Source organism: Halorhodospira halophila SL1, from assembly GCF_000015585.1.
Lineage (GTDB): Bacteria > Pseudomonadota > Gammaproteobacteria > Nitrococcales > Halorhodospiraceae > Halorhodospira > Halorhodospira halophila.
On record NC_008789.1, the window covers coordinates 2,057,367 to 2,080,493 of the forward strand.

General features: G+C 65.8%; 14 protein-coding genes. 3 read left to right on the forward strand and 11 right to left on the reverse strand.

All coding sequences use genetic code 11. The features are described 5' to 3' along the window. Window position 1: 1 nt before the first annotated feature. Window positions 2-1,234 (reverse strand): cell division protein ZipA C-terminal FtsZ-binding domain-containing protein, encoded by a 1,233-nt coding sequence (locus HHAL_RS12740; RefSeq protein ID WP_011814665.1) that lies wholly within the window; start codon window positions 1,232-1,234, stop codon window positions 2-4. A 13-nt stretch (window positions 1,235-1,247) separates the two neighbouring features. After that, window positions 1,248-4,745: a chromosome segregation protein SMC gene (gene smc / locus HHAL_RS09500; protein ID WP_011814666.1), complete on the reverse strand. Its 3,498-nt coding sequence runs from the start codon at window positions 4,743-4,745 to the stop codon at window positions 1,248-1,250. A 71-nt stretch (window positions 4,746-4,816) separates the two neighbouring features. Between smc and queF the strand changes: the two genes are divergently transcribed. Both queF and gluQRS read left to right on the forward strand, forming a co-directional pair. Beyond that, on the forward strand, window positions 4,817-5,173 hold the full coding sequence (gene queF, locus HHAL_RS09505; RefSeq protein WP_011814667.1) for a preQ(1) synthase: 357 nt from the start codon (window positions 4,817-4,819) through the stop codon (window positions 5,171-5,173). 13 nt (window positions 5,174-5,186) lie between these two features. After that, window positions 5,187-6,074, forward strand: coding sequence for a tRNA glutamyl-Q(34) synthetase GluQRS (gluQRS, locus tag HHAL_RS09510; protein WP_011814668.1), 888 nt, complete (start codon window positions 5,187-5,189; stop codon window positions 6,072-6,074). Here gluQRS and HHAL_RS09515 read toward each other — a convergent pair. Then, window positions 6,057-7,925 carry a TonB-dependent siderophore receptor gene (locus tag HHAL_RS09515; RefSeq protein WP_041595159.1) on the reverse strand — a complete coding sequence of 623 codons (1,869 nt, stop codon included), beginning with the start codon at window positions 7,923-7,925 and terminating at the stop codon, window positions 6,057-6,059. The genes gluQRS and HHAL_RS09515 overlap by 18 nt on opposite strands. 407 nt (window positions 7,926-8,332) lie before the next feature. On the opposite strand from HHAL_RS09515, the gene HHAL_RS09520 reads away from it, so the two are divergent. After that, complete coding sequence (locus tag HHAL_RS09520; RefSeq protein WP_011814670.1) at window positions 8,333-9,211, forward strand: outer membrane beta-barrel protein; 879 nt, start codon at window positions 8,333-8,335, stop codon at window positions 9,209-9,211. A 9-nt stretch (window positions 9,212-9,220) separates the two neighbouring features. Here the strand turns inward: HHAL_RS09520 and HHAL_RS09525 are convergent, their stop codons facing one another. The 8 genes from HHAL_RS09525 to HHAL_RS09560 all read right to left on the reverse strand — a co-directional run bounded on the left by HHAL_RS09525 (window position 9,221) and on the right by HHAL_RS09560 (window position 23,101). After that, on the reverse strand, window positions 9,221-14,029 hold the full coding sequence (locus HHAL_RS09525; protein WP_011814671.1) for a hypothetical protein: 4,809 nt from the start codon (window positions 14,027-14,029) through the stop codon (window positions 9,221-9,223). A gap of 44 nt (window positions 14,030-14,073) precedes the next feature. After that, complete coding sequence (locus HHAL_RS09530) at window positions 14,074-15,375, reverse strand: OmpP1/FadL family transporter (RefSeq protein ID WP_011814672.1); 1,302 nt, start codon at window positions 15,373-15,375, stop codon at window positions 14,074-14,076. Next, the gene (locus HHAL_RS09535; RefSeq protein ID WP_011814673.1) at window positions 15,372-16,319 is read right to left on the reverse strand and encodes a M48 family metalloprotease; all 948 of its coding nucleotides are present in this window, start codon (window positions 16,317-16,319) and stop codon (window positions 15,372-15,374) included. The genes HHAL_RS09530 and HHAL_RS09535 overlap by 4 nt, the downstream gene beginning before the upstream one ends. After that, complete coding sequence (locus tag HHAL_RS09540; RefSeq protein ID WP_011814674.1) at window positions 16,316-16,798, reverse strand: SH3 domain-containing protein; 483 nt, start codon at window positions 16,796-16,798, stop codon at window positions 16,316-16,318. Before HHAL_RS09540 ends, HHAL_RS09535 begins: the two co-directional genes overlap by 4 nt. After that, on the reverse strand, window positions 16,795-18,732 hold the full coding sequence (locus tag HHAL_RS09545) for a CHASE2 domain-containing protein (protein WP_011814675.1): 1,938 nt from the start codon (window positions 18,730-18,732) through the stop codon (window positions 16,795-16,797). Before HHAL_RS09545 ends, HHAL_RS09540 begins: the two co-directional genes overlap by 4 nt. 24 nt (window positions 18,733-18,756) lie before the next feature. Then, window positions 18,757-19,404: a YbjQ family protein gene (locus tag HHAL_RS12745; RefSeq protein ID WP_011814676.1), complete on the reverse strand. Its 648-nt coding sequence runs from the start codon at window positions 19,402-19,404 to the stop codon at window positions 18,757-18,759. A gap of 68 nt (window positions 19,405-19,472) precedes the next feature. Next, the gene (locus HHAL_RS09555; RefSeq protein ID WP_011814677.1) at window positions 19,473-21,674 is read right to left on the reverse strand and encodes a hypothetical protein; all 2,202 of its coding nucleotides are present in this window, start codon (window positions 21,672-21,674) and stop codon (window positions 19,473-19,475) included. 38 nt (window positions 21,675-21,712) lie between these two features. Next, window positions 21,713-23,101: a conjugal transfer protein TraF gene (locus tag HHAL_RS09560; protein ID WP_011814678.1), complete on the reverse strand. Its 1,389-nt coding sequence runs from the start codon at window positions 23,099-23,101 to the stop codon at window positions 21,713-21,715. Window positions 23,102-23,127: the final 26 nt, after the last annotated feature.

Genomic DNA, 23,127 nt, shown 5'->3' on the forward strand with positions numbered 1-23,127 from the left:
TCTACGAACGCTTGTGCACGGCGATATGCAGCTGCCGCCGGTGCTCGCGCAGTTGCTCACGCATGTGCTCGGCGATCTGCTGGGTCATGGTGGAGCGGGTGCTGTCGAGAAGATCACCGCCGAGCTCCACCGAGACCTGGTAGGCCGTGGCCAGCATGGCATCGAGCACCTGCTCACCATCCACCGGCAGAGGGAGTTGCATGAAGAAGACGAGCCCCGGGGTCTCCAGCGTCGGCAGCGTCTCCTCCGGGTCCAGATACCCCGGCTCGACCATGCTCGCGGCACTGAACAGGGTCACGCGCCCAGTCTCGCTCTGCCCGCGGCGGTGCCAGATGCGGTGCTCCCCCGGCACCATGCGCACCCGGCGCAGGGCCTGATCGATCGCCGGCCCCAGGAAACGCTCCCCCTCCCGGGCGGCCACGAACACCACGAGGATCTTCTCCGCCTCTTGGACGTCACCGCTGCGGTAGGCGGCGATCTCCACCTGCGAGGCCGGCGAGAGCTTCAGGGGTTTCGGCTCCTCGGTCCGCGAGGGGGAGCCCACACCCGCCTTCGCCGATTCCGGGGCCGCCTCGCGCGGCGCGGCCTCCGCTCCCGGCTCACCACCGCCGGGGCTGGTATCCAGCGCCGGCTCGGTGCCGGCCCGATCCGCCGGCTGTGGTTCAGCGACAGAGGACGTCCCGTGGGCCGGCTGCCCGCTGTCATCCGGCGTCTGCGGCGGCTGCTCGGCGGGTGCCAGGCCGGCCCGCGCAGCCTCGGCGGCCGCCGAACGGCGCGGCGAAGCGCTCCGATCCTCAGCCGGCCCGGCCGCATCGCCCGCCGCGTCATCCCCGTTCTGCCACCAGGGCCCGGCTCCGCCTTGCTCGTCTGCGTGCGTGGACGCCGCCCGGCCCGACGCCGGGCGTTCGCCCAGGTCGAGCCCCAGATCGAGCTCTTCCGGGGCGAGCTCCTCCTGCTCGGCGAGGAGATCGTCGAGGCCACGCAGCTCGTCGTCGTCAATCAACGGGCGCTCCGTCTTGCCGGGGCGCACATCATCAGCAGGGCCGTCGGTCCCGGCTCCGCCAACGCCCCCACCGGTGGCGCGACCGCCCCCCGCGGCTGCGCGCTCCGACCCACCGGGGGCCGGCTCCTGTTGGGCGCTCCGGCGGCGCCGATCCCGCCACCGGCCAAAGGCGTAGATCGCCAGCAATACCAGCACCCCTACGCCCAGGATGGTCCAACGCATCGCGTCCATGGGTCTTTCTCCGTTATCCGGGCTCGGCGATATCGAGCGCCTCGTCCACATCCACCGCCACCAGTCGCGAGACGCCGGGCTCATTCATGGTGACACCGAGCAGATGGGAGGCGCGCTCCATGGTGGTCCGGTTGTGGGTGATCAGCACGAACTGGACCTTCTCCGACATCTCCTCGACCAGGTCGCAGAAGCGGCCGACGTTGGCCTCGTCGAGCGGGGCGTCCACCTCATCGAGGAGGCAGAACGGCGCCGGGTTGAGGTTGAAGATGGCAAAGACCAGCGCGACCGCGGTCAGCGCCTTCTCGCCGCCGGAGAGCAGATGGATGCTCGATACCCGTTTACCCGGCGGCTGCGCCATGACCACCACCCCGGTAGACAGCAGGTCGTCGTCGGTCAGTTCCAGGTAGGCGCGCCCGCCCCCGAACAGCCGCGGAAAGAAGCGGCCCAGGCCCTCGTTCACCTGATCGAAGGTCTCACGAAACCGCGCGCGGGTCTCCCGGTCGATGCGGCGAATCGCCGTCTCCAGGGTCTCCAGGGCCTCGTTGAGGTCGGCGTGCTGCTCATCCAGATAGCCGCGGCGCTCCTCCAGCTGCTGGCACTCGTCGATGGCCGCCAGGTTCACCGACCCCAACCGGCGGATGCGCTCGGTGGTCTGCTCCAGCGCCTTCTCCCAGGCATCCACGGTGGCGTCCTCGGCCAACCGCTCGGCCACGTCGGCCTCCGACTCGCCGAGCTCGGCCAGGGCGTCGGCTTCGTGGCTGCGGTGGACCCGTAGCTCACCGGTCTCCAGGCGCAGCGCCTCCAGTCCCTCGCGCAGCCGCTCGGCGCGCTGCTCGGCCTCGGTGCGCGCCTGCTCCTGCTCGCGCAGCTGGTGATCCAAGTGCTCGGCCTGGCTGCGCGCCTCGGCCAGCTGCGTCTCCGCCTCGGAACGGCGGGCCAGCAGGGTTTCGCGCTTCTCGGTCAGCTCGGCCACCGGGTCTTCGTCCCCGGCCAGGGCGCTCGCCAACTCCTCCCGACGACGGGCGTAGCGCTCGCGCTGCTCCTCGGCTCGGCGCAACTGCTCGCGCACGGATTCCAGGGCCGTGCGGGCGCTCTCGAGCTTGCCGGAGAGGTCGTAGCGGCGCTCACGCGCCTCGCGCAGACGCTCGCCGGCCCGCTCCAGCTGCTCACGCTGATCCTGCTGCTGCGCCTCCACCTCGGCGGCCCGCTCGGCGGCGGTGGCGGCGCCGGCGGCCGCCTCCTCGGCAGCGGCGGCGGCCTCTTCCTGCTCCTCGCGGGCGGCATCACGCTGCTCGACCAACCGGCTGCGTTCGCTGGCCAGCTCCTCGCGCCGCGCCCGGGCCCGGTCCAGCGCCTCCCGACGGTGCTCCAGACGCGCCTGCAGATCGGCGTGGCGGCGGTGCAACGGCCCCAGTTCGGCGGCCAACTCGTCGCGGCGGCGCTCGGCCTCGGCAGCGCCACCCCGCGCGTCGGCCAGCCGTCCCTCGGCCTCCTGGACCCGCGCCTCGGCGGCCTCCACCTCTTCGCGCAGGGTCTGGATCTCCTGCTCGCGCTCGAGCACGCCGCTCTCGGCATCCTCCTGCCCCGGCAGGCGCACCCAGTTGGCGCCCATCCAGACCCCGTCCGGGGTGACCACGGTCTCGCCGGCGGCCAGACCGGGGCGCAGCGCCTCCGCGGCAGCAGCATCCGCGGCGCAGCGGATCCCGGCCAGCAGCTCACGGGCCGCCTCACTGCCGTGCACACGCGCCGCCAGGCGGTCCTCCTCCGGTGCGGGCAGCTGCTGGGCATCGCCGACCAGGGTCAGCGGTCCGCCGTCCGGCGCCCCTTCGCTGGGCAGCGAGTGCGGCTCAATGCAGACACCCTGCAGGGCGTCGCCGAGGATCGCCTCCACCGCGCGCTGCCAACCCTCATCCACGCGCACGGTCTCGGCCAGGCGCGGTGCGCCGGCCCAACCCCGTCGTTCGAGCCAGGCGTGACGCTCATCCCCGCGTCGCCCCAGGGCCGACTCCTGAAGGGTTTCCAGGGACGTGAGCCGGGCGCGGGTCCCGGAGACGGCCTCACGCGCCGCCTCCAGCTCCTGGGCCACCTGGTCCCGCTCGGCGGCCCGGGTCTCCAGCTCCTCGGCGGCGGCATCGCGGCGCTGCTGCAGATCCTCGAGCTCGGCGGAGAGCTGCTCCTCCTCCGCCTCCAGCTCGCTGATGGCGCTCTCCAGGGCATGCAGGTCCACCGACTCGTGCTCATCGTCGAGGGCCTCGATGCGCTCATCGAGCTCACGGACACGCCGGGCGGCTGCATCGTGACGGGTCCGCTCCACTTCCTCGCGGCGCTGCGCCGCGGTCTGCTCGCTGCGGACCGAATCGGCCTCGTCGCGCCAGGCGTCGAGGCGCCCGCGGGCGTCCTCCTGGGCCGATTCAGCCACCTGCTCCTCTTCGCTGGCCGCCTCCAGGGCGGGCTCCAGCTCCTCGACCCGCTCCTCAAGGACGGCCCGTTTCTCCTGGTCGGCGGTGACGGTGCCATCGAGCTCCTCGAGTGCGCGACTCGCCTCGGCCAGCTCCTCTTCACGCCGCCGGCGCAGGTCGCGGGCGCTCTGAATCCGCTCGTCCACGGAGGCGATCTCGGCGCCGATCTCGTAGTAGCGACCCTGGATGGTATTCAGGGCCTCGTGGCGCTCGCGGGCGGACTCGCGCAGGGCCTCGATCTCGCGCTCGGCGCGGCGCTGCTCCGCCACCGCGGCCTCGCGCTGATTTTCCTGATCACGGATACTGGCGTCGCGCTCGCCGATGCGCTGATCCAGATCGCGCAGGCGCAGCAGTGAGAGTTCGCCGCGCAGTCGCCGCTCCTCGGCCTTGTACGTCCGGTAGCGCTCGGCGGTCTCGGCCTGGCGACGCAGCTTCTCGAGCTGCTTGTGGACCTCGTCCCGGACATCCTCGAGGCGTTCCAGGTTCTCGCGGGTATCCCGGATGCGCCGCTCGGTCTCCCGCCGCCGCTCCTTGTAGACGGAGATCCCCGCCGCCTCCTCGAGGTAGACGCGCAGCTCCTCGGGGCGGGACTCGATCACCCGCGAGATCATGCCCTGCTCGATGATGGTGTAGCCGCGCGGCCGCAGCCCGGTGCCCATGAAGACATCGGAGATGTCGCGGCGCCGGCAGCGGGTGCCGTTAAGGGAATACTGCGACTGCCCCTCGCGGTTGACCTGTCGCTTCACCGAGATCTCGTTGTAGGCGGCGTACTGCCCGCCGATGGCGCCATCACTGTTGTCGAAGACGAGCTCGATGCTGGCCTTGCCAACCGGCGAGCGGGCGCTGGAGCCGCTGAAGATGACGTCGGTCATGGACTCGCCGCGCAGGTGCTTGGCCGAGCTCTCGCCCATGACCCAGCGCACGGCGTCGATGATGTTGGACTTGCCGCAGCCGTTGGGCCCCACCACGGCGACCATGCGCCCCGGCAGGGGCACGGAGGTCGGGTCCACGAAGGACTTGAAGCCGGCGAGTTTGATCCGCTTGAGATGCATCGTAGAGACGACGGGCGCGTCCGGTTAGGATAACGGGCCATTATCAAGCCTCACCGGACCCTTGGAAAGCCATGTCAACGGAACCGTCGAAAACGCTGGAGACCTTCGAAAACCCCAACCCGGAACGGGATTACACCATCCGCATGGAGATCCCGGAGTTCACCTGCCTGTGCCCGAAGACCGGCCAGCCCGACTTCGCCACACTCAACCTGGAGTACATCCCGGAACGGCACTGCGTGGAGCTCAAGTCGCTGAAGCTCTACATCTGGTCCTACCGCGACGTGGGCGGGTTCCACGAAGCCCTGACCAACCAGATCCTTGGTGACCTGGTCGCCGCCACGCAGCCGCGCTACATGAAGCTGACGGCGCATTTCAATGTCCGCGGCGGGATCTGGACCACGGTCGAGGCCGAGCACCACGGCCGCTGAACCCGCCGCCGGCATGACGCCCCCCGGCCCGCCTTTCGCCACCCGCTTCGCCCCGTCGCCGACGGGGCCGTTGCACTTCGGCTCCCTGGTGGCGGCACTGGGGGGCTGGATCGAGGCCCGCCACCACGGCGGGGTGTGGCATGTGCGCATCGACGACCTGGACCCGCCCCGGGAGGAGCCCGGCGCCGCCGATGCCATCCTGCACACCCTGACGACCTACGCCCTGGAGTGGGACGGGCCGGTGGTCTATCAGAGCCAGCGGGGCACCGCGTACCAAGCGGCCATCGAGACCCTGCGTGAGCAGGGCCTGGCCTATCCCTGCGGGTGCACGCGCAAGGAGATCCAGGCTGCCGCCAGCGCCCACGGCCCCATCGGCGTGGTGTATCCCGGCACCTGCCGCGACGGACTGCCCGCCGGGCGCGCGGAGCGAGCGGTTCGGGTGCGGACCATGGGCGCCCACATCGCCTTCACCGATCGCGCCGAAGGCCGGGTCACCACCGACCTGGAGGCCGAGGTCGGCGATTTCGTCATCCGCCGGGCCGATGGCCTCTTCGCCTACCACCTGGCCTGTGCGGTGGACGACGCAGCCTACGGCTATACGCACATCATCCGCGGCCGCGACCTGCTGGCCTGTACCCCGCCACAGATCCACCTGCAGCGGCTGCTCGGGCTCCCCGAGCCGGAGTACCACCACCTGCCGCTGGCCCGGAACCAGGCCGGACAGAAGCTCTCCAAGCAGAACCACGCGCCGCCGCTGACGGACGATCAGGCGCCTGCGAATCTGGTCGATGCCCTGGCCCTGCTCGGCTACACGCCTCCGCCCGCACTCCGCCGGTCCACACCGGCGGAGGTCCTGGCCTGGGCCCTAGCGGCCCGCGGCGGATCAGAACCGTCGGCTTAACCCGAGGCGCACCTCGCGGCGCTCCCCCTGCACCCGCGGTGCCGCCAGGTACCGCTCATCGGTGGCGTTGCGCACGCGCAGATCGAGCCGCGTACCCTCCGGCCACTGGTAAATCGCCCCGAGGCTGTGCAGGGTGTAACCGTCGGTGCGGTAGTCGTTGGCATCGTCCAGGTACCAGCCGCCGACATACTCGGCGCAGTACCAGAGACGGAGCGCCAGGGGGGTGTAGGCGCCCAGATCGTGATCCACCTCCAGACCAGCCAGGTGGCGCGGCACCCCTTCAAAATGGTTCCCCCGCTCCGCCGGCTCATCCTCGTCGTAGTTGCGACTGCGCTGGAGGGTGGCGTTGGGAGCGATCCGCCAAGCCCCGGTGTCCAGGACGTAGCGGGCCTCCACCCCCTCCACCTCGACCTCGCCGACAGCCCGGAAGTAGTCCTCCTCCGAATACGCCTCATCCTCCTGCGGCAGGTTCTCCTCCCGCAGGTGGTAGGCGGCCACCACCAGCTGCTGCCGGCGATCCGGCGCATACCGCCACCCCAGCTCAGTGACGGCGCTCTCGCGCGAGGGGAGGAAGTCGCCGTGTCGGTCGATGCCCTCGTTGGGGCGTATGCCGGTGCCCGCATGGGCGAACAACTGCGCGCGACGGGTCACGTCCAGCTGCAGCCCGGCCTGCCAGGTGAGCGCCCGGTCCTCGGCAGCAATCGCCAGTTCCGGATCGTCTTCATTCGCCTTACGAACCTCGTACTCGGTATGACGCACACCGGCGGTGAAGGCCCACCGCGCCCCCACCTCCAGCCGGTTGGCGAGATAGGCCCCGTAGCGGTCGGTCTCCTCGGGCCGCTCCTGCCGCGTCAGGGCCAGGTTGGACAGTTCGATGCCCGCAAAATCTGGATCTCTGGGATCGACACTGAACTGTTGCCACCAGTCGTCATCGTCATCCCAATAGCGAAGCTGATCGCGCCGGAAGTCGATCTCCTGCCGATGCATGTCCCCACCGACCACCCAGTGCCACCGAGTCCGGGCGGTATCGTGTTCATACTCGAGCTGGAGCCGTAGATCGTCCTGGGTGTACTGATCGTCGATCCGGGCCGCGTACCCGGCCACCGGCTCCGGCGCCGGCAATAGGCCAAAGGAGTAGAACCCCACGATCGCCTCCTCCCGCTCCACCTCCGAGTGCGCAGCGCGCAGGGAGACCGCGAGACCCTCGGTCAGCGCGTGGTCCCAGTAGAGCGCCGTGCGCTGGTAGCGCCGGTCACTCTCCTGATCCGGGCTGTGCAGCGGGGTGTCGTAGACCGGGCCATCCTCCAGCCAGACGGTGCCCATGTCGTAGGGCTGCCGATTGCGCTGGAACCCGTGCTCGAGCCGGAGCTCGCCGTCGGCGTGGTAGCGCCACGCCAGGCCGGCAAGGGCGTGGAGCCGCTCGGTCTGCTGCTCGGCGGGCCGGCTTTCGCCGTCCTGGCCGGCAAGGGTCAGGCGGTAGGCCAGGTGGTCCCCAACGGGCCCAGTGGTATCGGCCACCACCCGGCGGTGGTCAGGGTACCCCGCCTCCACGCCCACCTCGTGGGCGGGCGTGTACTCGGGCCGCTTGCCCTGGTAACGGATGGAGCCGCCAGGCGACGTCACCCCCTGGAGGATGGCGTCGGGACCGGGAACCACCTCGACCTGCTCGACGGTGTAGGGGTCGCGGACGAAGAGCCGATCGATATCGGTCAGCCCGTTCCACTGCGGCGTGGTGACCTCGAAACCGCGGAGGGTCCAGGCCGTACCGAGCCCGCCTTCCTCGCGTCCGGCATGCGCCCCGGGGACGGCACCGGCGAGTTCCTCCAGGCGATCCGCGTTTAAACGCTCCAACGCGCCCGCTTCAAGCCCATGCCGCCGAGGTCCCTTGCGATCGCCAGGCGCGGTCACCCGGTCACCGGCCCGGACAGACGGTTCTGAGGGCGGGTCACTCACCACCGTCACCGGCGGCAACGCATCCGCAAAAGCTCCTGTCGACCACGCGATCGCAGCCGAAGTCATGATCGACAGCACCGAGCGGTATCCCAGCACACTACCCCCTTAGCGCCTCTACTCGAGTCGGCAAATCAACAGAACGCGGACGAGGGTATCGAGCCCCGCCACGTTCAGCGGTAACAAGCTCACCAGATCCACCGCCTCCGCAGCCACCCGGGATGGTATCTTTTCGATTCGCTAGAACACCCCTGCCCACCAGTGGTGGGTGGGGTTTGCAAGCAACCCCGTCAACCGAGGGGGACACAATGCCAAGGCCCGAACCAGCAGCCCGAGCCCGCAATGGCGCCGCCGGACTCTCTTCCGCTCTGCTCGCCCTCGGCCTGGGGGGAGCATCTCCCTCGGCCGCAGCCAACGAAGACCCCCTCGATTGGCGGTGGTGGCTCGGCGGCGGCATCGAGTGGTTCCACTGGGAGGAGTTCCTCGACGGCGAGCGGGAGGTCCGCGAGCAAGGTCCCCGTTTCACCCTGGAGAGCGGCGTCGATACACGCACCGGCTTTGAACCGGGGCTCGTCCTTGCGGTGACGGCCCGTTTCACGCTGGGACGGGTGGATTACGAGGGGAGCGCTCGCGGTGTCGATCCCGACGACCCGCCGGCCGCGCAGAGCGACACCGATTACCGGGGCTTCCACGCTGTCGGCGAGGCGGGGTACCGCTTCGAGCTTCACACGAACCACTTGCTTGAGCTGACCGGCGGCCTCGAGCTCGATGGCTGGAGCCGGATGCTCCAGGACACCGACGATGTGGACGACCCGGAGATCGACACCGCCACGGGTTATACGGAGAACTATCGCGTCCTCACTGCGCGCGCCGGAGCCGGCATGGCGCACCGCCTCGGCAACGGTCACCAGCTGGAGTGGCAGCTCGGCGGCCGCTACCCCTTCTTCATCGACGAGTACGATTCGGGCACGCAGACCCCCCTTGAACCCGAGGGCCGCGGTTCGGCGTTCGCCAACCTCGAGTGGCGAACCCCTGACCAGCCCTGGTCGTTGCGCCTCTACTACGAGGCGTACGTCTTCGACGATTCCGACTGGGAGACGGCTGGCATCGATGAGACCGTCTTGGTCAAACAGCCCCGTTCGGAGAGCTATCGAATCGGCGCTACGGCACGGTACCGTTTCGAGTAGCTCCCACCCCTAGTCCTCGACTGTACAGAACGTCCCGTTGTCCTCTTCGCTGGAGATGGTCACATTCCCGAGGTCATCGACCTGGAGGGCTTCTCCGCCGCTCCCGCACCACTGCTCGTCACCTTCGTCGTGGTACCAGTCGTCGCCCCCATCCCGGAAGACGACGACCTGGAATGCCTCGGCGTCCGTAAACTCGTCCATTGAAGCACCACGCCGACAGTCATCGCCAAACCTGCCGTCACTATCCACGGCGCAGGTCAGCATGATGCTGAAGTCCCCGTCTTCCTTCGCATGCTCGGGCACGAAGCGAACGCGATAGTCTGACCCGTTCGACCCATTGAAATCCTCTACCGTGCCACCGACCTCGGCGTATTCCTCTTTCGTAAGTTCCATGATCTCGTCGATCAGAAGGCGATACCCGGTTTCCGGATTCAGCTCCAACCGGGACGCCTCTTCAACCTTCCCGATCTCCCCGAAGTAAAGGAACAGCTCTTCGGCATTATCCCCATCGGGACCCTCCCACGCCGTGTCATCCAGGTAGAGGGGAAGACGGAATTCATCGCCCGCCTCATAAGGGATATCTTCATCCCCGTCCTGGTCCTTGTAAGCGCTGATCTGCGAATACCGGCTGTTGTCTTCGCCGTCCGCCGGCAGCACCTCGCCGACGAACTCCAGCACGTACGGCTGGGCACTGAGCTTTCCATCGCCGCCACCCGCACCCACCGGCGCGTCGCCATCCCAACCGCCCGTGCGGACCGCAACCTCCTCGAGGTGCGCCTCGGCGAGCAGAACGGCATTCGCCTCGTTGAGCAGTTCCTCACCGCACCGGCGCTCACCGAGCCATAGGACCGGGTTGTCTTTCCAATCCGGATCCGACACCAGGAAGAGGTAGTTCTCTTTCTCCGCCTCTTCCTCACCATTGCACGCGCCTTCGGCGAACTGGATGAAGTCGACCTCAAGCGCGTCTTCCGCCTCTTCATCGGGCACCCCGGTGATACGCACCACCGCATCACTGTCTTCACGCGGCAGATCGATCGCCCCTGCGGTCCCCGGTTCCGTCGGCTCGTCCGAATCGTCTGAGCTATCGTCTCGCCAGCGCAGATACTCGTGCCAAGAAGCCGCTCCCTTCTCTTCATCGCCCTCCTGCCACTCGATACCCTCGGCGTCGTACTCCAGTTTAATCCATGGGTCGTCATCACCCTCGTACTTCAGATCAAAACCGCACTCCCCATCGATTTCTGGATACTCGCCCTCTTCGAACGGCGGCATCGAGTCCACGTATCGGCAGCCCTGGTCTTCATGGGGAACCACAATCAACTCGCCGCCCGACCCTCCTTGTTCTCCTTCTTCCTGTTCCCACCAATACTGCAGCCGATTCTCTGTCTCACCGTCTGCCAGTGTTAGGACACCATCGTCGCTGAGACTCCATTGGAAATCCCGATACCGAAAACCGCCTTCGATGCCGTTTTCTTCGAAACGGGCCCCCGCATGGTCGATATCGAGTACGCAGAACTCCGATTCGCCGCAATCAAGCGGCTGCCCTGGGTCACCACCACGCCCAATCTCCAGGTCCGTGTGAATCGTCCCGAGCACCTGCTGATTGTCATCCCATTCGACTAACTCGAGTCCTTCCGTGATCAGGCGATACCGCTCGCTCTCACCCTCTTTAGTGGGGCGCTCATAGATATGGATCGTTCCCGAGAAGATTTGGTCGTCCGGCGAACCGCACTCATCCAGCTCAAGACGCTTGATGGAGCCGTCCGCGTACTCGTCGGCGTCACGCTCGCCGGTTTGACACCAGGTCGGATCCTCGACCGCCTGGAGCACATCGTCGGCGAAATCGTGGAAAACGAAATCGAGCAGCCGCTCGGTGGGCTCAAACGCTCGATCCTCGTCCGGGGCGTCCTGGTTCGGTTCGTAGGCCTTCGTCTCGAGCTCGTCGGCATCCACCTCCAGAGCACGCTGGAGGTCGATCAACTTGTCGGGTTCGTCGAGATCCTCGATAAGACCACCCAGAAACGCCCAAAGGCGGCGGCGGTTTTCGGGATCATCCGCCGCTTCAGGATCAAAATGGTCCCCTGTGATCTCTCTATACAGCTTTTCTTTCTCGGCCTCGGAAAAGGTCGGATCTTCATCCAGCTCCTCACGAGCCAGATCGACAACCGCATCAGCGACTTCGTTGTCCACAACCTGGAGGGTTAGCGTCTCGGTGGAACACGCATCGTTCGACCCGGGGTCGCATGCCTCAAGTTTTACCGTGTACTCAGCATTCTTTTTGAGCGCTCCGGAATCAATCTCGACAGGCGTTCCTTTTTCTCCGATCTTGTCGTCAAGCCCGTTTTCCCCACCACCTTCAAGCGTCCAGCTCAGGGCCTCGTTGTCCTCACCCTCCAAGCGACGGCCGAATTCGTTATAGACGCGGGCGCGGACATCAATCGAATCCCGATTCTTGCCCTCGTGATCGGCAATCACCTCTCGGGGCTCGGGGCGCAGGTAAACGATATCCGGTGCGCTTGCTTCGTCGATCTTAACTTGGATCGTTCTTTCGCGTTCCAAGTCACCATTATTCTTGCGAACCTCTATGCGCGGTTTAAAGGTCCCATTCGTATCCTCGAGCGCGTCCGACCCGCATGTCAGACGGTACGGCTTCTCCTCGTCCGGATCACAGTCTTCTTCATCCTTCCATTCGTAATCGAGTTCAGCTGATCCATCCGGGTCGTACGCCGAGACCTCATAGTGAATCTTCGCACCCTCTCGAACGGTATCGGGATAGGCCTCACCGTCCCAGCGGAGGCGGCGCTCCAGGGTGTCCGTCTCATTATCACCGAGGCCGATCTCCATGGTGCGCTCGACGCGGGATATGCGCGGGCGCCGCTCGTCGTCCTCGAACTCGATGGTCCGTTGCGAGTCCGTCGTCCGGTCGTCCTCGGTGCTCGACACCTGGATCTTTATGTCGCCGGCTGAGTCCGGCGCGATGTGGAAGGTCCCGCGCAGACGCGCCTCACCGGTCTGCACCTCGGCGTCTTCCGCACAACCCGTGCATTCGACCTCGATTCCGCCTCCGTCGGGGTCACGGGCGTCGAAGCGAACATCCGCGCCTGAATTGATGGCGGCGGTACCGGGTGCATCCGTTGAGAGCTCTAGCGGACTGCCTTCGGCGGCGATGTCGACCGCTTCGGTCTCGTCGTCCCCCTCGAAGCCGAAGGATTTGGTCTCGCCAACAGCCCGGAGTTCCATGTCCGAGCGGCAGGGTACGCCACTGATGCGGTAGAGCCCGTCGCTGCCGGTCGTCGACCGTTCGGAGAAGTAGGCGCTGCTCCGTGCATCGCGCACTTGTACCGTGCGGTCCGGCTGGCCAACCCCGCCTGCCGTCACCTCCCCCTGCACACTGCAGGTGTAGGGGTTCTCGAGCTCGATTGTCGGCACATCAGCGGCGCAGACTCCTCCCTCGACAACCGAGAAATCGCTTCCGGACTCCTGCGTGTCTTCGTCAGCGGCTTGGGCCTTGAAGGTCTCCCGCTCGAGAAGGCGGTTGTTCCAGATTTCCAGCTCCCACTTGCCGTCTTCCTCGGGGCTCGCTTCGGTGACCGTGCTCAGAGTGCCGTTCACGATGGAGACCCGCTCCCGGTGCCCGTCGGGCGAAGTCAAACGCGCATTGCCGGTATAGGAACCACCCCCCTGTTCGTAGTCCACATCCGCCTGGATGCAGTAGTCATCGCCCGCCTCGCGGCGTTCGGCGAGCAAAAGCCAGTCGCTGGTGAGCGTCCCCGAGCCGAACTCAATCGTGAGTCCGTCGCTGCCGTCGCGCTGAGCACGGCCGGCTACACGCCAGTCTCCGCGCTCGCGCAGGTAGACCGTCCAATCGTCGGAATCCTGCAGGTCTTCGACCTCCTGAAGGGTCACAACAGCCGGGCCACCCCCTTCCTCGGTAAAGGTTACGGGGTCATCGCCATCATCGCGCAGGCGCAACTGGACAAAGGCTTCGGGTTGCAGGCGGTGGGCGGCACCGCCAGGGGGGTCGAGGTTGATCGGGCTTTGCCCGCCATCGGCTTCGCTCCCGTGACCCCGATTATCACCCGGAAGGACATCCCAGTCCTCATCGGTAAACACCTGCGAACGCGCCAGGTGGAAGGCGCTGACCTCCCCTTCGACCCGGTCTGCCGCAATCTCGACCTTTAGGCCTGCCTCATCATCCTCGAACGTCGCCGTACTGCTGCTGGCTGCACCCACAACGGCGCCTTCAGCGTCATTAAAGGAGAAGGCATCCACCCACTCCTCGACCATGTCCTCGTCGAGCTGGAGCAGGTCATCCTCGAGGGACTCCCCCTCACTGCTACGGAACGTCCTGCTGGCGACGGCATATCCATCCCGGCGCAATTCCACGACCGCCCGGTCGATGGAGCGATCGAACTCATCCTCGGTGATCTCCAGTTCGATGTGCCCGTCGTCGTCGGTCTGACCGAGTATCGGTTCGGACTCGTTTATGGGGTTACCGTCGCGGTCGTAGAGTTCAACCTCGACGGTCACGTCCTCGAGCAATTCCCGTCGCGATGAGCGAGTGCCTTCTTCCTCGTCCTCGCGTACAGCGACCGTTCCACTGAGTCGGACCCCTCCACTCAGTGCATGGCCTTCCTGGGAGCCATCCCCAATCGCGGTGGCCTGGGTCCCGGTCCCGTCATCGCAACCGGCCAGCAGTAGCAAGACGCTGCACCACAGCGCTGCAGCGCCCCGGAATACATGCCCCACCCGGCGTTTGCCCGGAGGCATTCCGCGCACCGAATCGATCATCGGGGGTGTGCTTGTGAATCGCATGGCCATGCTTTGTCCATCCTTGATGAGTTCGCGAACGCTGTGGCTTCCGGCTAGTAGGAGTACGACGTCGCCAGGAACAGGGTTGCGGTGGTGCTGGTCAGGTCCTGGGCACCGACGTTGGGGTCGTCGATAATGTAGGCCTCACCGGTGCCGTAGCTGCCGGTCACGCCCACGGAGACGGACGTGTTCTGGGTAAACCGGGTCAGGCTCAGGGAGCCACCGAATCGATCAACGCTATGGTCAAAGCCGTCGTAGGCGACCTCGTCGACATTGGAGAAGTCCGTGAACCCGCCAAGCCGGATGGCCCAGTCTGCCGTTAGGTAGTACTCGGCACCGGCCGCGAAATTGGTGACCGGCTCTCGTCCCCCGAAGCCGCTGGAGTGGATCACATCGGCGGCGAGGAGCAGACGCTGCGTCGCGAACCAGGCAGCGCCGACGCGGGTCTCGACCGGGTACGCCTCGCGCACGCTATCCTCAGTACGATCCTGGAAGGTCACGCTGCCGGATTGGCAGAAGTGATCGGCCTCGTACGCCTCAACATCGGCCCCGTGGCAGAGCGTCTGGGTGGAGTTGGTCGCATCGAAGATCTCCGTACCCCGGACGCTGACCCCAATCGCCACGCGCTCCAGCGGGGTGAACATCGCTCCCACCAGCCAACTCACTCCAACCTGCTCGCTGGTGACGTACTGGTTCTGCACCTCGTAGTCCCGGGCACTAGTGGCTTCGTCCTCGAGCAGGAGCACCTGGGTGGTAATGGTCTGCCGCTCGTGCTGGTGGAGATGAAGGGACGCGCCCAGTGAAAGCCGATCGTTCACCTCAAAGGCGATGGACGGCCCCAAGCGGTTGATGGTGTCTTCATTGTCCACATTGATGGAAAACGCCTGCACCGCATCGCGTTCGATGGCATCCGCATCGAAGGTCTGAGCCTGCTCCTCACGAACGGACTGCGGGACGACGACAGAAAAGCCCACCGTGACGGGGCCTAGGGGCTGGGTGGTACCGAAGAAGTTGGGCAGGAACTCATCGGAGTTCCGTTCCCAGTCCGAGCCCTCGCCAAGCGTATCGGCATAGCGATTGCTGGTGATGTGGAACGCGTTGACGCTCGCCGAAAGGTTCGGGGCGTGGCCGTAGACGATGCCGGCGGGGTTGTAGTAGAGACCGGAGGGATCGTCCGAGATCCCCGCCGCCGCGCCGCCCATCCCCATGGGCCGGTCGCCGACATGCATGCCGACATTATTGGAGCGGCTCATGGCGCTTGCCTCGGTGGCGATCCCGACCATCGCCACGACAGCGACGGCGGATTGCACGACGCGGCTGCTGCACCCGCTCCGCCCGGCGAAGAGTCGACTCATTGCATGTTCTCCTGGAATCGGTCGCCCATGCGCGGTCGCTCCGCGTCAGCCAGCCCCATCTCCACCATGAAGCCCTCCAGTGCTTGAAGCCGTTCATCCAGCGGCGGATGGGTATCGGAGACACCGTCTTCCACGGTCTCGCCGCCCGAGTGGTCACGGAGCCGCTCGAGGTACCGACGAAGCCCCTCGGGGTCGTAGCCCGACTGAGCCGCCAGCAACGTGCCCATTCGATCCGCCTCCAACTCGTCCTCCTTGCTCAGCCCCTCTTCCAGGAGAATCTCCAGCGCCTGATCCACCGCCTGCGCAAAGGCGGCGCGGGCCGGGTCCCCGGAACCCCCGACGATGCGTGCGAGGCCGGAGGCGATCCCCCCTTCACCGCTCGTGATATCCAGTTCCTTAACGATATGCCGTTCGGTGACGTGGATGATCTCGTGGGCCAGCACCCCGGCCAGCTCCGATTCGTCCTCCATGAGTTCAAGGGCGCCCCGGGAGACGAAGATGTAGCCGCCCGGCGTGGCAAACGCCTTCACCGCGTCGGTGTCGAGGACCGCAAACCGGAAGTCGATCTCCGGGCGGTTGGCATTGCGGACCAGGGAGTGGCCCACCAAAGCCACGTAGCGATCCCGACGGTCGGCCTGGTCGAGCTGGTGGCGCCCCAGCAGATGGGCTGCCACCTCGCGCCCGAAGTCGATCTCGACAGCCACGTCCTCAGCATCGAAATCGAACTGGCGGACCTGGCCCAGGCGTTGGCGTGCCTGCCGCGGATTGAAGTCGACGGCCTGGACCCCACCGGCGTCGCCGGCCCCGGTGTGGCCCGTGCCGTTGACGCCGCCCTGCGCCCCACCGACTGGCACCGGCGAGAACACGCTGAACCACAGGGCGCAGATCAGAAGCGCTGCGGCGCTGAATCCCAGTGGCCGTCCCGGCTTCGTTCGCATCCTCATCGCAACGCCTCCCGAAAGGCGCGGAGTTCGTCTTCATCCACCGCCTGCTCTTCCAGTTCGGCCAGCGCCCGATAGTCCGCCATGTCGCGGTCACTCAGGCGCTCGCGCTGCTCCGGGGTCAGGCCACGGGCCGCAGCGGCACTGGCCACCTCCGACGAGCGGCGGCGTGAGTCGTCGATATCCGGCGCCTCACCATCGAGGATGCTGTCCCGCTCCATAGGCGGCTGCGTGGCAACCACCAGGCGCGACACCCAGCCCTCTTCCCCGTCGTGACGCACCCGATACCACACCCCCTCGGAGGCCAGCTGTTCCAGTTCCGTGCCGCGGGGGACCCGCCTCACCACCTCGGCATCCAGGCTTGCCTCGGCGTAGACCTCGCCCTGCTCACTCTGGACGAAGAGCAAATCCTCCCCCGACGCCGCGGAAGCGAGGACCAGACCGAGCGGGAGGATCAGCCAGTGCCACTGTGATCGCCTCATGCTCCCTCCGGTGGCGCGATGGGTTCATAGAGATCAAGCATGCGCTGCCGCCCCCGGACCTGGACCCGATCCACGTACCGGCACTGCCACCCCTGCGGCAGATCCGCGTAGGTATCGCCGCTGATCAGCACCGAGCAGCCGTAGGCCTTGGTCAGGTCTTCCAGGCGGGAGGCGACGTTCACGTTGTCGCCGATCACCGTGTAGTCCAGCTTGCGGACCGAGCCGATATTGCCGAGCACGACCTCACCGGTATGGAGGCCGATGCCGATCGCAAGCGGTTTACCACCGCGGGCGACCACGGCCTCGTTGACTCCTTCCAGGCGCTGCGTCATGGCCAGTGCCGCGCGTACCGCCCGGTCCGCGTGATCGCGGACCCGGACCGGCGCCCCCCAGAAGGCCATGACCGCGTCGCCGATGAACTTATCGAGGGTCCCATCGTGCTCGAAGATGGCCTCGCTCATCTCCCCGAGGTGGATGTTCAGCAACTCCACGACCGACGCCGCCTCCTGCCCCTCCGACAGGCTCGTAAACCCCCGGATATCGGAGAAGAGCAGCGTCACCTGCTCGGTGCTGCCCACCTCTCCGGTGGCGACTTCACCGCGGCGATCGACCACCTCCTGAAGGACTGCCGGTGAGACGTACTGCGCCAGCAGCTGCCGGACCCGGCGACGATCGCGCCCTTCCGTGAAGCCGAGAAAGACGAGCACGGTGACCCAGGCCAGGAGCACGCCGACCACGAGCGGCAGCCACGACCAGACGATCCCGGCCGCATGCTGAACGAGGACCCAGGCCGTCCACGCCGCCACCACGGCCAGCGGCAGGAGTACACGAGCGCTCAGTGCCGGCACCAGCAGGACAGCCAGGCCGACTGCCCCGGCCGCCGCAGGCACCAATACCGCCTCGATGGTGCCGGGGCCGAACCGCAGCGTCTGGCCATCCAGGAGATTGCCGATCAGAGAGGCGTGCAGCTCCACGCCGGGAGTGCGCCCCGACAAGGGGGTCGCCTTGAGGTCGTGGAGGGCTGCGGCGCTGGCCCCGACGAAGACGATCCGGTCGTTGAAGACCTCGGGGTCCACCCGCAGGTCCGCCAGCTCACCGCGGCGGATCTGGCGTTGCGCCTCGAAGAGCTCGACAACGGGGTAGCTATCGAACTCCGCGTACGGATTGACCAGGGCCTGGCCCGACGCGTCGGTAGCCAGCGTCTGATCTGCCCACTGCACCCCCTGCTCGTCCCAATCGATGGTGGACGAATCCTGCCCCGCTGCGAGCAGCGCCGCGACACCGAGCGCCGGGTAGATTTCGCCGTCGTAGGGCAGCAGTGGAGGGAGGCGGCGGTGCACTCCGTCGCGATCCGGTCCCGTTGTCACCACCCCGAGCTGCTCGGCCTTGTCGGCCAGGGGTGCCACCGGTACGCCGTGCTCCTGAAAGCGCGGATCCGGCCACCCTTGGGTGTCCCCCAGCGCGTAGCGATCGGCCATTCCCTTCGGCAAGGGGTCTGCAGACCGGTCCTCCCGCGGATTGGCCTCCAAGAACTGCATGGCGTGAACCACGCCTCCCAGCGCCGCGCTTGCCTGGGCGAAGGCGGCATCCCCGGCCCCCCCATCCTCCCGGGCCGACTCGGTGAAGAGAACGTCGAAGACCACCGCCGCCGGGCGCCCATGCGCGAGGAATTCCAGGAGGTCCGCCCAGAGCGAGCGGGGCCAGGGCCAGCGCCCCACCGCCGGCTCCATGGCGCGGATGCTGTACTCGTCCACATAGAGGATAACGATCTCCTCCGGGGCGTGCGCATCCCCGTGCAACCACTGTGTCCGCTGGTCGTAGACGACCCGCTCAACGGGAACCAGCCAGCCGACGGTATGGAGCACACCGGCGACGGTGGCCGCCAGGACCACCAGTCCGACACCGACCGCCCGACGCCGCGCCGGCTGAGCCACTCGCCTTAGCCTCCGGGATTCCCCTTACTCGTCTTCGCCTTCCTCTTCCTCGTCGCCGTCTTCATCCGATTCGAAATCGAGGCCGTCGTCCATGTCTCCCTCGTCGCCGCCTTCGTCTTCGGCATCGACGTCTTCTTCAGCGGCCTCGTCGTCCACCTCGGAATCGTCCTGCCAGTCTTCTTCGTCGACCTCTTCTTCCTCTTCGACCAGCAGGGCCCGCTTATCCGCAACGGCGTCGCGGAGCGCGTGGAGTTCGTCCTCATCGGCAAAGACCGCCACGCCGCCAACGCCCGCGTTCTTCACCCACGGGTGGAGCCCACCGACACCACCGAGCGCGAACCAGCCCCAACCGGTCGTGCAAATCGGCTGGCGGCCCCCTTCATCGCCACCCAGCCAGCGGACATTGATGACGGCGTTACCGCCGACCTGCCGCGCCTCTTCCCGCAGCTCATCCGCCGCTTCCGAGGTGAGATCCCCGCACGACTCCCACACGAAGCCGTTGGCCCGCGCCTGGACACCCCCGATCTCCACGAACTGGATGTTCCCGGCCGTCTCCCCGGAGTACATCTCCCGCTCGTCGTAGTTGACGAAGCTCGTGCTCGTCGAGCACCCACTGATGAACCCTACTGTCAGTGCCGCTGCACTGGCCATTAACCACCGAGATTGGTACATGAGTTTCACCCTTCCATTACCGCGTTTGTCGTTTTCGTCATGACTCTGCGAGCACTATCCGGCAGCGCTTACCGCGACTCACCGCAAGCCCCGTGGGAATCCGGGGCCTCTCCATCGAACGCCTCGAAAACGAGGATTTCGAAGTCATCCGCGTCCTCATTCGATTCTTCTTCCAGCGCTGCAAGCGCCTCGTCCCGCGTCTGCTCGACATCCCAGGATTCGGTATCCCCCTCGTAACTAAGGTCGAACACCCAGCCGCGGGGGGTCAGGCCGTCGAAATCAGCGGCATTGCTACGCTCCCATCCCGAACCGTTTTCTTCCTTATCGTGGGCAAAGTTGAATCGGTCTTCATCATCCAGCTCGAACTCTTCGCCAAGGAATACGTCGCGCCAGTCACCTGAGTCCAGACTTCCATTACCATTCTCTCCTCGCCACTCACCCTCGTGCCAGGAGTCCTCATCCCAGTAGCGATCCGACAGCTTTGACCAGAATTCGCTGCGCTTGAGCTCTTCGCTATCATTAAACTTCGGAGAACCTGACCACTCTCTGTCGTCGTCGGTTTTTTTCCAAAATGTCTCGTTATAGAACTGCGAGAGCGTGTAATCGTTCGAGCTGCTACGCACTCGCAGATGCATCGTCTCTTCCACGCCGGCGAAGTTGACATTCAGGAGCAGGGCGCGGTCTGATGCGCGCTCCCATGTGCCGGTCATGCGCAGTGCCACGCTGTCCTCGCCGGCCTCGCCGCCCCCACCCTTGATCTCTTCTTCCTGCTCCGAATCAAGATCGAGGTCGAAGCTCTCAAATGTTCCGTCGAGACAGACGGTAAGCGCACCTTCGTCGGAGTAACCTTTGTGCTCATCACCCTTGTAAAACCCGGGGTCCGCATAATCATCCGAGGGAAAATCAGATGCAGGCTCAAAGAAGAAGCGGATCCTGCCGGTATCTTCCCCGGCGTCCCCGCCCGTTACCTCAAGTGCGAGCTTGGTCTTGCTGATTTCCGGGAGGACGGCCTTTACTGTGCTTTGAGTGATCAGTTCAGCCCAGCCGTCCTCACTGTCGTCAAGTCCTCCGTTATCCCTTTTCCCCCGGATGGAGTCACTGAGCTGGCGGATATCGACTTGTTCGCCGACCCCCGCCCTGGAAAGCCCGTCAAGGATTTTTTGGTAATCACCGTTCTTCGAACTACCGCTTCCAGTCGCACTTACTTCACTAGGACTATCGCTGGAGCGCGCATCTTCGCGAGCAACGGCAGCGGCCACCTCGCCCGCACGGGCTTTGCTCTTTACGTCGTTTTCTGACGCGCCCCCAATGGCGCTTCCGGAGGGGGGTGGCTTCAGGCCTCTTAGGGCTTCGTTGATTTCCGCCACGTCGTCACTGGAGAACCCATCAGTGCCAAAATTATCATCGATTGATGATATAGACTCCTTGAAACCACCAAGGATATCTTCTATAGCACTTTTATCTAGAGAAAAATCAACGCCACCCGGATCACTCCCGTCAAGATCGGGTTTACCCAGTTTTTCACGAATCAGCCGGTAGAGCTCCATTGAGAGATCGAGCCCAAGAGCATCCTCGACTCTCTCGCGATCGACTCCCTGTTCATCGAGCCAACCATCCAAACCGGCAGCCAACACGTCAACCGTCTTATGCAGAGCCAGGGCTTCAAAGAGCGCTTTCTTGTCGGCGTCCTTCGCACTCTCCCAAGCCCAGCCATTACTGCCATCGGCGTCTCCCCAAAAATCGACGCCGAAATCACCGACCGGATCGCCTTTTCGGTTGGCAACGGACGTCAGCGGATTCACGACAAGATCCGCCGGGTTCCGGATCTCATGGATCGAATCGAGCCGGTAGCTCATGCTGCCCTCGAAGGGCTCCCCGGTGAGGACGTCGTACCCCCCCACCATCCTCAGCGTTCCGCCTTCGTGCGCGTCGGAGACACGAAGACAGTAGCGCTCGTTGTAGTGGTCGCCGTAGGGGTCGCAATAGTCGCGAGCGGGAATCGTATCGCCGTTAATATCTAATTCCGGGCGATAGGAGAAGAAGCCGTAACGATCCGTCCGCGCGACCGGATCCCAGGAATTGATCTGGCCATTGTCCTGGAGATCGACCCAGACCCGGGCGCCGGCCACATAGCCGTCGACCACGGTTCCGCTGAGTTGAACGTTGCTGCCACCGCCGCTGTCGCCATCACTGGCGTCGTCACAGGCAGAGAGTACGAGGGCGCCTGAAGCCACAAGGGCGAGCGCGCTAAACTTCGGAAAATACCACATAGGAAAACCTCCAGCTTGGTCCCTGCTCAGGGCGCCGGTCAGAAGCGCAATTGAAAGCCCAGGTGTGCCATCGCGCTACGCGGGATCGATTCGCCGTCGTGTTCCAGGTCCTGATCCGCGACGGCCACGTCCAGGGTCACCGCACCCAGCCAGGTCAGGCCGGCAGTGGTGTAGCTCAGCTCCGAACCGCTCATATTCTCCCGGTAGCCCACGCGGAGATCGGGAACCCACTTCAGATACCACGGCATGCGGTAGGAGAGGCTGAACGCCAGCCACTGGTACTCATCGCCGCTGATATCCCGAACGGTATTCGCATCGTAACTGGCGGCCAGGACGAGCCGCTGGGCGGGATCGTGGAGAGCGCCTTCCAGAGTCACCTGCTCGTTGAGACGAAACGCCTCCTCGCGCGTAATCCGGTCTGAGAAATTGGCCGCCGTGAGGCAGTTGGCCTGGAGATCCGGGTCCGCTTCCCCGGAGCAATCGGTACCAACTGCCGGAAAGTCGAAGGTGGGTTCATTGATGTTCTTCCAGGCGCCGCCGGCACGGAAGAAACGGGTCTGGTACATAACACCCAGGTCGAGGCCAACCGCGCTGGAGGTCTCCTGCTGGCGGTCGATCTCATCCTCGACGATATCCCCGAAATCCCGGTTCGTATCCTCGGCAAGGGCGACCACCGCCTTGGAGAGTTCCGCCTGGTAATGGCTGACCCGAGCACCGACGAACAGCTCGCGCCCTCCCTCCCACTCTGCAACGCGCAGGCTCGGGGCTGCAGAGAGCCGGAGGATACCGCCGCCTTTCAGGTATGCCGCGGTATTGCTCTGGATTTGCTCGGTCTCGCGGACAAACCGCAACTCGTCATCGAGTATGCTGAACCCGAGGTGGCCCGTGGCTTCAGCGTCCAGAGCCACCGACCACCCGGAGCGGGCACTGCCAACAACCAGCGGGGCAAGCGGCGGACGGCCACCAAACTGGAGCTTCCCCCAACCGTCCTGCCCCAGCTGAGCGAGGACGCCCTCGGTACGTTCAATCAGGTCATCCGCCTCGCTCGGGCCCAGATCATCCCGGTCAAGGATGTCGATGATGTCGTCGATTTCATCGACCAGCCCATCAACCGGCCCGAGTTCATAGCCCACGCCTACGCTGCCAAGCCCAAACTGGACACCGACCCGATCCGCTGCTGCCGCCCCTGCGGGGTTACCCGCAACCGTGTGCAGCGTCGCTGGGTGGGAGCCGTCGCCGAGGCCCATGCCGGGCGTCGTGACCAATCCGGGCGCAGCGGAAACACTGGACGACACCGCCATGGTTAGCGCTGTAACGACACCGAGCGAGCACTGTTGGAGCCGGCGCGGAGTACCCCGCCCGGGGCGATCTGCGCAACTGGCCGCAGAGGACCGACTTCGGGCCCCCCGCTCTATTTGCATCGACATGGAACATTGCCCCCCAGGAACGCTGA

Bases quoted from the DNA above. Each gene is read 5' to 3' on its own strand.
- HHAL_RS12740 (WP_011814665.1), bottom strand. From the start codon at position 1,234: ATGGACGCGATGCGTTGGACCATCCTGGGCGTAGGGGTGCTGGTATTG.
- HHAL_RS09520 (WP_011814670.1), top strand. From the start codon at position 8,333: ATGCCAAGGCCCGAACCAGCAGCCCGAGCCCGCAATGGCGCCGCCGGA.
- HHAL_RS12745 (WP_011814676.1), bottom strand. From the start codon at position 19,404: ATGTACCAATCTCGGTGGTTAATGGCCAGTGCAGCGGCACTGACAGTA.
- HHAL_RS09525 (WP_011814671.1), bottom strand. From the start codon at position 14,029: ATGGCCATGCGATTCACAAGCACACCCCCGATGATCGATTCGGTGCGC.
- HHAL_RS09535 (WP_011814673.1), bottom strand. From the start codon at position 16,319: ATGAGGATGCGAACGAAGCCGGGACGGCCACTGGGATTCAGCGCCGCA.
- HHAL_RS09540 (WP_011814674.1), bottom strand. From the start codon at position 16,798: ATGAGGCGATCACAGTGGCACTGGCTGATCCTCCCGCTCGGTCTGGTC.
- gluQRS (WP_011814668.1), top strand. From the start codon at position 5,187: ATGACGCCCCCCGGCCCGCCTTTCGCCACCCGCTTCGCCCCGTCGCCG.
- HHAL_RS09560 (WP_011814678.1), bottom strand. From the start codon at position 23,101: ATGTCGATGCAAATAGAGCGGGGGGCCCGAAGTCGGTCCTCTGCGGCC.
- HHAL_RS09530 (WP_011814672.1), bottom strand. From the start codon at position 15,375: ATGAGTCGACTCTTCGCCGGGCGGAGCGGGTGCAGCAGCCGCGTCGTG.
- smc (WP_011814666.1), bottom strand. From the start codon at position 4,745: ATGCATCTCAAGCGGATCAAACTCGCCGGCTTCAAGTCCTTCGTGGAC.
- HHAL_RS09555 (WP_011814677.1), bottom strand. From the start codon at position 21,674: ATGTGGTATTTTCCGAAGTTTAGCGCGCTCGCCCTTGTGGCTTCAGGC.
- queF (WP_011814667.1), top strand. From the start codon at position 4,817: ATGTCAACGGAACCGTCGAAAACGCTGGAGACCTTCGAAAACCCCAAC.